The following is a 13,364-nucleotide window of genomic DNA, read 5'->3' as shown; positions in this document are numbered from 1 at the left end:
TGTCAACGGGCGGGTAAACTGACCGGCCGGAACGAGAACCACGAAAGGCCTTGCCATGCCGACCGAGGACCGGCGCACCCGCCGCACCCGCCGCCTCCTGCGGGACGCCCTGGTGTCCCTGGTGCTGGAGCGCGGTTATTCCAACGTGACGGTGGAGGACATCACCGAGCGCGCCGACCTCGGCCGGGCGACCTTCTACAGCCACTACCCGGACAAGGACGCGCTGCTCAGCCGCGTCGTCTCCGACCTCCTGGAGGAGTTGCACGCGAGGCTGCTGCCGCTGGTGCCGACCTCGTCGGTGGGCTTCACGGGAAAGCCGGTGCTGGAGCTGTTCCGGCACGCGCTAGAGGAGCGCGACGTCTACCGCGTCATCCTGCGCGGCGAGGGCGATGGACGGGCGCTGCAGGAATTCACCGATGCGCGCACCGCCGCAGCGGCGCACGTCTTCCAGGCGCGCGCCGAGCACCACGGCACATCCCCGCGGATCGACGTCGAAGTGCTCGCCCGCGCCTGGGTGGGCGAGCAGATCGCGGTGATGCGCTGGTGGTTGGAGGCCGACCCACCTCGGCTGTCACCGGAGGAGGTCACCGGCATGCTCCTCGACCTCTCGCTGCGCGGACGCTACTGGGCCAACGGATTCGACGGCGTTCCGCCGGACCGCGACGAGGAGATCCCAGCGGAGGACTGAGCACGGGGCGAGCACGTGCTCCAGCCCCGGAGCTCAGCACTGCACGGCAGCAGCGTCCGAAGAGATCTTCGGACGCTGCTGGGCGAAGAACCTCCAGTGCTACCGCGGCTGTCCCGCGTTCACGTCGGCCTCCAACTGGACCCGGTTCCGGTCGACGTCGAGGTCGACCGCCGCGCCCACGCCGTTCAGCAGCGGCAGGGACAGCTTCGCCTGGACGTCGGTGACGTGCTGCTGATGGCCCGGCGGGACCAGCGGCAGCGGCGGCAGCAACAGCTCGTCCTCCGCCGGCGGCTCGGGAGCCGGGTCCTGTCCTGGCTGCTGCTCCGGGGGTGTGGACTGCGCCGGCGGCGGGGCCGCCGGGGGCACGGCCGCTGGCGGCGGGTTCTGGGCCGGAGCCTGTTGCCCCTGCGGGCTTTCCGGTGTGACCGGCGCTGCCGCCAGCGGGGGCGGGTCGGTCTCGTTCGCGGCCAGCGCGATGCCCAAGGCGGCCAACGCGGCGAGGAGCGCGACGCCCGCCGCCACGCTCTTGCGCGGGTTCGACCGCACCGCTCCGATGACCCCGGCACCGACCAGGCCGCTCCCCGTGGTGGCCAGGTAGCCGGTCGCCGATGCGCTCCCGCCCAGCACGATCGGTGCGATGAAGACCTTCAGCGACCCGTTGATCTCCATCAATTCGGCCGCGATCGCCGCGCACCGGTCGCAGTCGTCCAAGTGCTGGTTGACCTGCGCCGTCTCGCGCTTCGACAGGCCTTCGCGGGTCCACGAGCCCAACCGGTCGATCGCCGAGCGGCAGGCGTCGGGTTCCTCGGCCATCTTCGCCAGGTGCACCTGGAGGTACTGCTGCTTGAGGCCTTCGCGGGCCCGGTAGGCCAGCGCGGACACACCGTTGGCCGTCATGCCCAGCATCGGTGCGACCTTGGACGGTGATTCGCCCTCGATCTCCACGTGCCAGAGCACCATCTGCCAGCGCTCAGGTAACCGCTGGAACGCCGCTGTGATCAGCGACCGCTCCTCGTTCTCCACCGCCACGTCGCGGAACGGCTGGCTGATGTCGATGTTGGGCACCGTCTCGAGGTCGTCGACGGTCTGCGTCCGCTTCGCCTTGTTCGCCCGGTCGTACGCGCCGTGCCGCACCGCCGTCAGCAGGTAGGCGCGGAAGGCCTCCGTCGGCCCCCTGCCGTCCCGCAGCAGGCCGAGCACCTTCGCGAACGCCTCGGACACCACGTCGTCGGCTTCCGCCTGCGATTTGGTGACCTGCCGGGCCATCGCGTGCGCCGCGCCGACGTGCCGCTCGTACAACGTCCCGAACGCCTCGCCGCTGCCACTGCGCACAGCATCGATCAGCTCAGCGTCGCTCGCGCCATGGACCTGATCTTCCTGTGGGACCGCCGCCACCAACAACCACCTTCAACGCCAACACTTCTCCCAGCGGGAGAAAGGGTATCCCGGCGGCTTTCGGCCGAACAGACGTAGTCGATCACGAGGACGGCTCAATCCCGACTCGGCCCGGCAGACCAGACCTTCGTCGTCACTCGCTTTGCCCAACGGCGGGACTTCGGAGCGTTCGCGGAAACCGCGAGTGCCCCTGCTCGAGCACGTGCTGCGCTCGAAGAGGGGCACTCGACGGTCGGGGGACGGGGGTACTAGCCGCCGGCGCTCCGGGCGGGTTCCGGAGTTGCCGGTTGCGCTACCGGTTTCGGCGTCGCGGACTTCAGCGGGTGGTTGAAGACGATGTTGAGCAGCACCGCCACGATGGCGCCCGCGACGATCCCGGTGCCGAACACGGTCTGGAACCACTGCGGGAACTGCGCGTAGATCTTCGGCGCGGCCAGCGGGATCAGCCCGACCGCCAGCGAGACCGACACGATGAACATGTTGTGCCCCTGCTCCAAGTGCGCCCGCGACAGCGTGCGGATGCCGCTGGCGGCGATGCTGCCGAACAGCATCAGGCCCGCACCGCCCAGCACCGGGTACGGCACCAGCGAGACGACACCGCCCAGCACCGGGAACACGCCGAGCAGGGCCATCACCATGCCCGCGACGGCGACGACGAACCGGCTGCGCACCCCGGTCAGCGACACCACGCCGACGTTCTGGGCGAAAGCGCTGGTGGGCAGGCCGCCGAACAGCGAGCCGACCGTGGTGGCGATGCCGTCCACCCGCAGGCCGCGGGTGACGACCTTCTTCTCGACCTCGCGGTCGCAGATCTCGCCGATCGCCAGCATCCCGGCCGCGCTCTCGGTCATCGCCACCAGGATCACGATGCACACCGCGAGGATCGCGGAGGGCTGGAACTCGGGCATGCCGAACTGCAGCGGGCCGGGCAGCGCGAACCAGGAGGTTTGCGCGAACGTGCTGGTGTCGATCATGCCGAACGGGGCCGCCACCAGCGTGCCGATGACCATCCCCAGGATCAGGGCGATCTGCTTGAAGAAACCGCGCGAGAACCGCTGCAGCACCACGATGGTGACGAGCGTGAACAGCGCGAGGCCGAGGTTGGCCATGGACCCGAAGTCCGGTGCGCCCGACCCGCCCTGCGCCCAGGCGACGGGCACGGTCATCAGCGATACGCCGATCAGCGTGATCACCACGCCGGTGACGACGTGCGGGAAGAAGCGCATCAGCCGGCCGAAGAACGGGCCGATCGCCAGGCAGAACAGGCCGCCGACGAGGACCGCGCCGAGCACCGTCTGGATCTGGTGGCCGGGAGCCGCCGAGTGCGCCACCGTCAGCAGGGACGCGAGCCCGGCCGAAGAGCTGGCGTTGACGAAGGGCAGCCGGTTGCCCGCGAACTTCCCGGCGCCCAGCGTCTGCAGCAAGGTCGCCAAGCCCGCGACCAGCAGGCTCACCGAGATCAGCGCGATCTGGTCCTGCTGGCCCAGGCCGCAGGCGGGACCGATGATCAGCGGTGGCGCGACCACTCCCGCGTACATCGCACCGACGTGCTGGAAGGCGGCTGGAAGAAGCCGTTTGGCAGGCAACTTCTCGTCAACCGGATGGCAGGACGCCGGGGTTGCGGACTCCCCCTGCGAATTCAATGCCATGACCAGTTCCCCTTTGGAAAAAGAAAGGATGCCCCGGTCCGCCGCGGACCTGTGGGCCGGACTGCTCTCATCGACCGCAGGACTGGCGGCACCGAATGGCGCACCTGTCCCTTCCGCCCCTCGCGTTGTTCGTCCGACTCGGCGGGCGGTCGTTACCCGGTGTGAACCGGCAGGTGAGCCGGTTCCCTTGCCTCCTCCCCGGTGAAGAGCGCGGTGCCGCAGCGCTTTTTCGCTGTCAGGCACGAGCAAGCTACTTCCGGAATCCAACTGGAGTCAACATTTTGTTGAACTTCCGTTTCGCGGAATTGTCGGAAGCGTCCGGTCAGGCGTGGAAGCTTTCCACGCGAGAAGAAAACGCCAAGTTCTTCCGGGAAAGTCCTTGAACGGCAGCCGGAACACTGCTAAACGATGCGCATTCGGCCGGACAACGGGAATTGCGGACATCATTGTCACGCAACGTATACGCCGCGACGAGTAGCAGGTTCGCCGCCGCACGGGCCGGGATGGCGATTTCCCGCCACCCGGACCGCAGGCGGCTCGGCACACCGATCGCGGACAGCGCAGCTCCGGCGCAGGCGCCTTCGACGGACCCCGCCGGTCCAAGTAGGACGAAGATCCGAATCGCCGGCTCGACGATCGCGGACATCATCGTGGTCGACTGGAAACCGTTGGTGCATTTGAAGATCCACGATCTTCACCACCCCTGGTCAACCTTCCGTCCTCGGTGGACTTCATGATCAGCGCCGCGCGGACGGCGCGGGCTCAGCACGCGACGCCACCCGGCTTCCGCTCCCCCGCCGAGCGTTTTGCGCTGTTCTCCGACTTGCTCGTCCTGATCGGTGCAGAAAACGCGCCGACCACCCACAGCGACGATCTCCGCACTGCGGGAAACCGTCGCCCGGACGCAGTTCCGGGTCGACCGGGACCACCTCTGTCACGCAGTGCGGTCAAAACCACCGCGGCCTTGATCGTGTTGAGATGTCACGGATCCGGACCGACAGTGGTGGGAACGTCGAGCCGCACGGCTGAGGTTTCGGGGGGTCGGTATGCGAGTCGCACTGGCGTGGCCAATCGTCGTCGGGACCGCGCTCGCCTGCGCGCTGACCTCGTGCACCGAGCCCGAGCCCAAGGTGTCCGCCGCGTCGGTGACGACCTCCGTGCCCAACGGGGCCACCGTCGGGCCCAGCGATCCGCTGGTCGTCACCGCCCACCGAGGCGTCCTGACCTCGGTCACCGTTACCGCGGACGGGGGAACCGCGCTTCCCGGTGAGCTGACCGACGGCGGCCGGAAGTGGAGCTCGACCGCCCCGCTGGAGTTCAGCAAGACCTACCGCGTGCAGGCCCAGGCGCAGGACGCCGAGCGCATCCCCGCGCCGCCGGCGAACTCGACCTTCACCACCGCCACCCCCGCCGACGAGGTCACCGTGGACCGGACCCGGCCCACCGACGGCGACGAGGTCGGGGTCGCCATGCCGATCTCGATCTACTTCACCAAGCCGGTGACCGACCGCGCGGCCGTCGAACGCCGCCTGTCCGTCGAACCGTCGGTTCCCACCGAGGGCTCCTTCCACTGGATGGCCGACGACCAGGTCAACTGGCGGCCGAAGGACTACTGGAAGCCGGGCACCGCCGTGAAGGTGCGCGCGCGGCTGTACGGGGTCGACACCGGTGGCGGCGTGATGGGCACCGCCGACCATGAGGCAAACTTCCGCATCGGGCGGGACCAGCGCGCGATCGGCGACGTCAACACGCACATGTTCACCGTCTACCAGGACGGCCAGGAGATCCGGCAGCTGCCGGCCTCCTACGGCAGGAGCATCTACCCGACCCAGTCCGGCGTGCACGTGGCCTTCGAGAAGCACACCTCCGTCCGGATGCGCTCGGACTCCTGGGGCGGGCCGCAGAAGGGCGACCCCGGGTTCTACGACGAGGTCCTGCCCAACGCTGTGCGCATCTCCAACAACGGCGAGTTCGTGCACGTCAACGGCGCAACCGTGTGGGCCCAGGGCGAGTCCAACGTCTCGCACGGCTGCATCAACCTGTCGCCGGAGAACGGCAAGTGGTTCTTCGACTTCGTGCAGATCGGCGACCCGGTGGAGATCGTCGGCTCCGACCGGCCGCTGACCACCGCCGACGGCGACATCCCGGACTGGACAATCCCGTACCCCGAGTACGTCCAGGGCAGCGCCCTCTACCAGGCGCGCTGATCACAGGTACTGGCCGAACGGGTCCTCCCCGGAGACGAGCCGGCTGACCTGCACGCCCGCCAGGTCGGCGGGACGCAGCAGCCGGATCTCCTCGGGGGCCGACGTCCCGGCCGTGATCCGCTCGCCCTGCAACGCGATCGCCCGGTCCAGCAGGTTGCGCACGACCCGGCCGTTGCCGAACGACTCGTCGCGCTTGGCCGCCCGCAGGATCTGCCGGACCTGCGCGTCGACGCCCTTGCCGAGGGTGAACCCGGCGGTCGCCGCCATGCGCTCGAAGATCTCCACGAGCTCGGCTTCGCCGTAGTCCGGGAAGTGCACCACCGACGGGAAGCGGGAGGCCAGGCCCGGATTGGTGCGCAGGAACTCCGCCATCCGGCTCTCGTACCCCGCCGCGATCACCACCAGGTCGTCGCGGTGCTCCTCCATCAACCGCAGCAGCTCGGCGATCGCCTCCGGGCCGTAGGACTGCCTGCCGTCCGGCGGGGTCAGCGCGTAGGCCTCGTCGATGAACAGGACACCGCCCAGCGCGCGCTCCACCGCGGAGCGGACCTTCGGGGCGGTCTGGCCGAGGTACTGGGCGATCAGGTCCGCGTGCGAGACCTCCACCAGGTGCCCGGAGGACAGCAGGCCGAGCTTGGCGTACACCGCCGCGATCAGCCTGGCCACCGTCGTCTTGGCCGTGCCCGGATTGCCGGTGAACACCAGGTGCCGGGTGCGCGAGCCGAGCTCCAGCCCGGCGCCGCGGCGCATCTGGTCGGCTTCGGCCTCCGAGACCACCAGCCGCACCTCGCGCTTGACCGTCTCCAGGCCGACCAGGTCGTCGATCATCGCCAGCGGGTCTTCCGGCAGGTCCGCGCGCACCGGCTCCACCGGGGTGTCCGGGACGTCGGCGACCTCGATCCGGTCCAGCGCACCGCCCGGCTCGTCGTCGGCCAGGATCCGCCTGGACTGCGCCGAGATCGCGCGCTCCAGCAGGTTCACCGCGAGGCGTCCGTTGGTCATCGCCGCGTCGCGGCGGGCCGCGCGGACCAGCTTCCCGACCTTCTCCGGCACCCCGTCGCCCGGCGTGAAGCCGGCCTCGGCCGCCTTGCGCTCGAACAGCTCCACGACCTGCGCATCGGTCAGGTCCGGGAACCGCACCACCTTCGGGAAGCAGGCCTGCAGCTCCGGGTTGGCCTTGAGCAGGCCGTTCACCGCCGCATCCGGTCCGCACAGGACCACCAGCAGGTCCTGCGAGCGCGCTTGCAGACCGGCCAGCAGCGCGTCGATCACGCCGCGGTTGCGGGACTGGTCGAGGTCGATGCCGGGCCTGGCGAGCGTGCCGGCGTCCTCGATGCACAGCACACCGCCCGCTGCCCGCTCGAGCGCGCGCTGGACGCCGACCCCTGCCTCGCCGAAGTGCCGTCCGGCCAGGTCCGCGCAGTCGACCACCACGAGGTGCCCCGAGGACAGCAGCCCGAGGTCGGCGCACATCCGGCCCAGGACCCCGGCGGTGGTGGTCTTCCCGGTCCCCGGTCCGCCGGTGAACACCAGGTGCCGCGGGCGGACCGCGTCCGGCATCCCGGCTTCCCGGCGCTTCTCGGCGGCCCGGACCTCGGCCAGCACCAGGTCCAGCTCGCGGCGCACCGATCCCAGGCCGACGCAGTCCGCGAAATCGGCACCGCCGGCCGGCGGCTCCGGCAGGTCGCCGCGCAGGACCGCCACCTGCCCGTCGCCGCTCCGGGCCTTGGCCGCTTCGACGCTGCGCTCCGCCAGGTCCTCGACCAGCCGGGCACCGCGCATGTTCTGCTGCCCGGCCGCCGCCAACCGCGCGCCTTCCCGCGCGACCTCGTCCGCGACTTCCGCATCTCGCCGGGTCACCGCGCGCTTGAACAGCTCGACGCGCTCCTCCTCGGTGAACGGGCGCGTCGTCGCGATCCGGAACTGCTGGAGCAGCGCCGGGTTCAGCTCCCCGACCCGGTCCGCTCCCCCGGCCCGGCACACCGCGACGACGTGCAGTTCCGGCAGGCGGTTCAGCAGCCGGCGCAGTTCCTCGAGCAGCGCGGCACCGGACCACTCCAGACCCGCCAGCTGGTCGAGCCCGTGCACCACCAGCACGTCGCGGGGGCCGAGGCCGAACGTCTTCTGCTGCAGGTGCACCACGGCGTTGCTGACGTCCAGGCTGGTGAACTCCGCATCGGACAGCCACAGCTCGTGGCCGTACGCGCCGATCTTGTTCAGCGCACCGCGCAGCAGACCCAGCGCAGTGCCCCGGCCGGTGCTCTCCGGCCCCGACAGCAGCATCCGCACGCCTTCGGTGTGGCTGTGCTGGAAGTCGGCCAGCCCGGCGCGCAGCGCCTCCGCCAACTCCGGCTGGCCCACCAGCTCCGCGGCCGGATCCCGCTCGGACTCGTCCGGCGACTCGTCGCTGGACAGCTCCTCCACCAGCGGGTTGACCACCCGGCGCGGCTCGACGAGCCCGCGCAGCTGGCGCTGGAACTCCCCGACCAGGACGCTGCAGCTCGGCGTCACCACGGTGTTCGGCAGGCCCTGCACGACGCCGCTGATCCGCATCGCCATGTCCAGCCAGGCGCGGCAGACGTCCACCTCACCGGCCAGCACCGCACGTCCCAGCCACGCCCTGACCTGGTTGTGCCACTGGTTGGCGTTGAAGGTCCCCTTGAGCCCGGCGAAGATGTTCTGCACGACGCCGAACTTCTCGCGCCCGGTGGTGATCGCCAGCTCGACCGGCACCTCCACCAGATCGGCGTGCAGCATCACGCAGGCCAGCGCGGCCTCCTTCGCCACGGCGGGGTCGACGTCGGGCACCGGACCGGTCCCCGTCGCGCCCGTCACCCGCTCCAGCAGCCGCTGGTGCGCGGCTAAGAAGCCCGAGCACGCCCAGTCCAGGTAACCGGCCGGCCCGGCGAGCTCGGGCAAGGCCGCCAGGATCGAGTCGTCGGCCCGCCGCGCCCACATCTCCCGCAGCTCGGCGGCCGGAGCGACGAGGTCCTGCTTGGCCAGCGCCGGGTCGGCCGCGCGCAGGTCGTGCAGCGCGATCAGCGCCTGGCGGCGCGATTCCAGGGGCTCGATGCCCGCGAAGACGTCCAGGCAGCGCCGGGCCAGGTCGAAAGCCACCTCGCGCAGCTCCGGGTCGTCACCGGCGCCCTCCAGCAGCCACTCCACCGGCGGCCGGAACGTCGAGGCGATCACGGTCGTGCCCCAGGAGCGGTCCGGCTCCCAGGGCTGCGCCACGAAGCTGCCGAGCACGTCGTGCTGGACGTCGACGCAGTTGCGAGCGCGCACCGACGACGTGCCGAGCAGGAACTCCAGCAAGGACCACAGCTCGGCGCCGACGACCGAGGTGCCCTCGGCGAAGAACTCCGGCAGCTGCATCGCGATCTGCTCGGCCGCCGGATCGCGGTTGAGCTCCTCCGCCCGCTGCCGGACCTCGTCGTACAGCCCGTCCGGCACCCGCCACGGTCCGTGCGAGTACACGTCGAGGACGGGCTCATCGGAGAGCAGCAGGTGCAGGTGCTCGGGCAAGGTCGGCAGGTCCACGATCGGCCAGACTACTGCCGACGGGTGATCCTTCGAGGAAGAACCCGAAGAGCCGAGGTCAGGGAACGGACAGGACGATCTTGCCGTTGGCCTGGCCGGTGCGCAGGCGGTCGGCGGCTTCCACCGCCCGGTCGAACGGGAAGACCTCGTCGATGATCGGGCGGATCCGGCCGTCGGCCACCGCCGGGAGCACCTCGGGGACCAGAGCGGCCATCACCTCGCCGAGCTCGGCCGGGCGGCCGAACCCGAACGACACACCGCGCAGGTGCAGGTGCCGGTGGGACAGGTGATCGAGGTTGATCGTCGATTCCGCCCGGTCCAGGCGGCCGATGTTGACCAGGTGCCCGTCGATGCGGGTGGCGGGCAAGCAGCTGGCGAACGTCCGCCCTCCGACGTGGTCGAGGACGACGTCCACGCCTTCGCCGTCCGTGGCCTCGAGCGCCTCCTCGGTCACGTCGTCGCCGACGACGACCACGTCCGCTCCGGCGCTCACCAGCAACGCCTCCTTCGACGGGGACCGCGTGGTGCCGATGACCGTCGATGCTCCGAGCACCTTGGCGATCTGCACGCCGAGCAGGCCGATGGCCGAGGTCGCGCCGGTGATGAGCACCGACTGCCCGGCCTCGAAAGCGCCCAGTTCGAGCGCGCCGTGCTCGGTGAGCAGACCGGTGGGCAGCGCTGCGGCCTCGTCGAACCCGATGGCTTCGGGGATGCGCAGGACGTGCCGGTGGTCGGTGAGCGCGTACTGGGCGAAGCTGCGCGGCTGCGTGCCCATCACGCGGTCCCCCACCGCCACACCCGGAACGCCCGATCCGACGGCCGCCACCTCACCGGCGAACTCGTAACCTGCCTGGTACTGCTCGCCCGTGCCGCCGACCGTCGGATCGGCGGCGGCCAGCACCGGGACGTCGGCGTTGTTCAGCCCAGCGGCGCGCACCCGCACCAGCAGCTGCCCCGGCCCGACCTCGGGCACCGGGATCTCCCTGAACACCCACTCCGGGCCGGTGCCACCGAACAACGCGGTCATCATCGCTGGTCGGCTGACCCCGTCACGAGGTGCCGGCCGGGTCCCGGTCGGAGGCATTGGCCCAGGATGGCCGCAGCGGAACCCGCGCGCACCCGGATCCCCCGAAAAGGGCGGGACCCCGCCCTCGGAGAACTCGAGGACGGGGTCCTGCCGGTCAACGACCGCTGGGGATCAGACCAGGTCGAACCGGTCCAGGTTCATGACCTTGTCCCACGCCGCGACGAAGTCGCGCACGAACTTCTCCTTGGCGTCGTCGCTCGCGTAGACCTCGGCGAGCGCCCGCAGCTCGGAGTTCGAGCCGAAGACCAGGTCCGCGCGGGAACCGGTCCACTTGACCTCGCCCGAGTCGTCGCGCGCCTCGAAGGTCTGCGACTCGTCGTCGGCCGGGGCCCAGTTGGTGCCCAGGTCGAGCAGGTTCGCGAAGAAGTCGTTGCTCAGCTGACCCGGGTTGTCGGTGAGGACGCCGAGGTCGGACGAGTCGTAGTTCGCGCCCAGCACGCGGAGGCCGCCGACCAGGACGGTCATCTCCGGCGCGCTCAGCGTGAGCAGGTTCGCCCGGTCCAGCAGCAGGTACTCGGCCGGCAGCCGGTTGCCCTTGCCCAGGTAGTTGCGGAAGCCGTCGGCGGTGGGCTCCAGCGGGACGAAGGACTCCGCGTCGGTGTGCTCCTCGGTGGCGTCCACGCGACCCGGGGTGAACGGCACCTCGATGTCATGACCGGCGGCCTTGGCGGCCTGCTCGACCGCGGCGCACCCGCCGAGGACGATCAGGTCGGCCAGCGAGACCTTCTTGGCGCCGGTGTTGAACGACTCCTGGATGCCCTCCAGGGTGCTCAGCACGGTCGCGAGCTGGTCGGGGTTGTTGACCTCCCAGTTCTTCTGCGGCTCCAGGCGGATCCGCGCGCCGTTGGCGCCACCGCGCTTGTCGCTGCCGCGGAACGTCGAGGCCGACGCCCACGCGGTGGAGACCAGCTGGGCGGTGCTCAGGCCGGACTCGAGGATCTTCGCCTTCAGCGCGGCGACGTCGTCGGCACCGATGACCTCGCCCTCCTGCGCCGGCAGCGGGTCCTGCCAGATCAGGGTCTCCTCCGGCACCTCGGCGCCGAGGTAGAGCGACTTCGGCCCGAGGTCGCGGTGGGTCAGCTTGAACCACGCGCGGGCGAAGGCGTCGGCGAACTGGTCCGGGTTCTCCATGAACCGGCGCGCGATCGGCTCGTAGACCGGGTCGTAGCGCAGCGCCAGGTCGGTGGTGAGCATGCTCGGCGCGATGCGCTTCGAGGAGTCGTGCGCGTGCGGGACCGTGCCCTCACCGGCACCGCCCTTGGGCTTCCACTGCTTCGCACCGGCCGGGCTCTCGGTCAGCTCCCACTCGAAGCTGAAGAGGTTCCACAGGAAGTTGGTGCTCCACTTGGTCGGCGTCGAGGTCCAGGTGACCTCCAGGCCGCTGGTGATGGTGTCCGCGCCCTTGCCGGTGCCGAAGGAGTTCTTCCAGCCCAGGCCCTGCTGCTCGAGCGGGGCGCCTTCCGGGTCGGCGTCGAGGTTGCTGTCCGGCGCGGCGCCGTGCGTCTTGCCGAAGGTGTGGCCACCGGCGATCAGCGCGACGGTCTCCTCGTCGTTCATCGCCATCCGGCCGAAGGTCTCGCGGATGTCGCGAGCAGCGGCGATCGGGTCCGGGTTGCCGTTCGGGCCCTCCGGGTTGACGTAGATCAGGCCCATCTGGACCGCGGCCAGCGGCTTCTCCAGGTCGCGGTCACCGGTGTAGCGCTGGTCGTCGAGCCAGATGGTCTCGGGGCCCCAGTACACGTCGTCCTCGGGCTCCCAGACGTCCTCGCGGCCGCCGGCGAAGCCGAAGGTCTTGAAGCCCATCGACTCCAGCGCGACGTTGCCGGCCAGGATCATCAGGTCGGCCCAGGAGATGTTCTGGCCGTACTTCTTCTTGACCGGCCACAGCAGGCGGCGGGCCTTGTCCAGGTTGACGTTGTCCGGCCAGCTGTTCAGCGGCGCGAAGCGCTGCTGACCGGCACCGGCGCCACCGCGGCCGTCGCTGGTCCGGTAGGTGCCCGCGCTGTGCCACGCCATGCGGATGATGAACGGACCGTAGTGGCCGAAGTCAGCGGGCCACCAGTCCTGCGAGGTCGTCAGCACCTCTTCGATGTCCCGCTTCACGGCGGGCAGGTCGAGGCTCTTGAAGGCCTCGGCGTAGTCGAAGTCCTCGTCCAGCGGGTTCGCCACCGCCGGGTTCTTCGCGAGGATCTTCAGGTTGAGCCGGTTCGGCCACCACTGCCGGTTGCCGCCGCCCTGGGTCGGGTGCGGAGCGCGTCCGTGCGCCACCGGGCACTTGCCCTCGCTCTGCTCCGCGGCCTGGCCGACGTTCGTGCTGTCAGTCACGGGATTCCTCTCGGGATGTTTCAGGTGCTGCTGGTGAATCGGGGGAACAGTTCGGGCACAGGCCCCAGTAGATGACCTCGGCTTCGTCGATGCTGAAGCCCAGGGTGTCCGAGGCCGTCAGGCAGGGCGCGGAGCCGACGGCGCAGTCGACGTCGGCTATCACCCCGCACGACCGGCACGCGAGGTGGTGGTGGTTGTCCCCCACCCTCGCCTCGTAGCGGGCCAGGGAGCCCATCGGCTGGATCCGGCGGAGCAGTCCAGCGTCGGTCAGTGCCCGCAGCACGTCGTAAACCGCCTGGTGGGACACCTTAGGAAGTACCTCGCGCACGGCACCGATGATCGACTCGGTGTCCGCGTGCGGGTGGTCGTGCACGGCTGACAGCACTGCGACCCGCGGGCGGGTCACGCGCAGTGCAGCCTCGCGCAGCATGCGCTCGTGGTCGGCTGTCGTCGGCACGTGCAGCAGTCTGGCC

The 13,364-nt window shown here is 70.4% G+C and carries 9 protein-coding genes; 2 read left to right on the top strand and 7 right to left on the bottom strand.

Translation table 11 applies throughout. The annotated features are described in order from the left end of the window. Positions 1–55: 55 nt before the first annotated feature. Positions 56–688: a TetR/AcrR family transcriptional regulator gene (locus OU415_RS14075; RefSeq protein WP_270949173.1), complete on the top strand. Its 633-nt coding sequence runs from the start codon at positions 56–58 to the stop codon at positions 686–688. Positions 689–787: 99 nt separating this feature from the next. Here the strand turns inward: OU415_RS14075 and OU415_RS14070 are convergent, their stop codons facing one another. The 3 genes from OU415_RS14070 to OU415_RS14060 all read right to left on the bottom strand — a co-directional run bounded on the left by OU415_RS14070 (position 788) and on the right by OU415_RS14060 (position 4,381). Then, positions 788–2,020, bottom strand: coding sequence for a sigma-70 family RNA polymerase sigma factor (locus OU415_RS14070; RefSeq protein ID WP_270949172.1), 1,233 nt, complete (start codon positions 2,018–2,020; stop codon positions 788–790). A gap of 311 nt (positions 2,021–2,331) precedes the next feature. Further along, positions 2,332–3,732 (bottom strand): uracil-xanthine permease family protein, encoded by a 1,401-nt coding sequence (locus OU415_RS14065; protein WP_270949170.1) that lies wholly within the window; start codon positions 3,730–3,732, stop codon positions 2,332–2,334. A 322-nt stretch (positions 3,733–4,054) separates the two neighbouring features. After that, positions 4,055–4,381 (bottom strand): hypothetical protein, encoded by a 327-nt coding sequence (locus tag OU415_RS14060; RefSeq protein WP_270949169.1) that lies wholly within the window; start codon positions 4,379–4,381, stop codon positions 4,055–4,057. A 397-nt stretch (positions 4,382–4,778) separates the two neighbouring features. Here OU415_RS14060 and OU415_RS14055 point away from each other — a divergent pair, with 397 nt between their 5' ends. Beyond that, positions 4,779–5,939: a L,D-transpeptidase gene (locus OU415_RS14055; RefSeq protein WP_270949168.1), complete on the top strand. Its 1,161-nt coding sequence runs from the start codon at positions 4,779–4,781 to the stop codon at positions 5,937–5,939. Here OU415_RS14055 and OU415_RS14050 read toward each other — a convergent pair whose 3' ends face one another. From OU415_RS14050 to OU415_RS14035, 4 genes are all read right to left on the bottom strand, one after another. Further along, positions 5,940–9,479: an AAA family ATPase gene (locus OU415_RS14050; RefSeq protein WP_270949166.1), complete on the bottom strand. Its 3,540-nt coding sequence runs from the start codon at positions 9,477–9,479 to the stop codon at positions 5,940–5,942. It lies immediately after the preceding gene. A gap of 58 nt (positions 9,480–9,537) precedes the next feature. Next, a complete protein-coding gene (locus tag OU415_RS14045; protein ID WP_270949165.1) occupies positions 9,538–10,506 on the bottom strand; it encodes a quinone oxidoreductase family protein in 969 nt (322 codons plus the stop codon). Positions 10,507–10,677: 171 nt separating this feature from the next. Further along, the gene (gene katG, locus OU415_RS14040) at positions 10,678–12,891 is read right to left on the bottom strand and encodes a catalase/peroxidase HPI (protein WP_270949164.1); all 2,214 of its coding nucleotides are present in this window, start codon (positions 12,889–12,891) and stop codon (positions 10,678–10,680) included. Then, positions 12,884–13,321: a Fur family transcriptional regulator gene (locus OU415_RS14035; protein ID WP_270949236.1), complete on the bottom strand. Its 438-nt coding sequence runs from the start codon at positions 13,319–13,321 to the stop codon at positions 12,884–12,886. The genes katG and OU415_RS14035 overlap by 8 nt, the downstream gene beginning before the upstream one ends. Between the last annotated feature and the right edge of the window lie 43 nt (positions 13,322–13,364).

It is taken from the genome of Saccharopolyspora oryzae (assembly GCF_027853915.1).
GTDB lineage: Bacteria > Actinomycetota > Actinomycetes > Mycobacteriales > Pseudonocardiaceae > Saccharopolyspora > Saccharopolyspora oryzae.
This window is presented reverse-complemented; position numbering and strand designations above follow the sequence as displayed.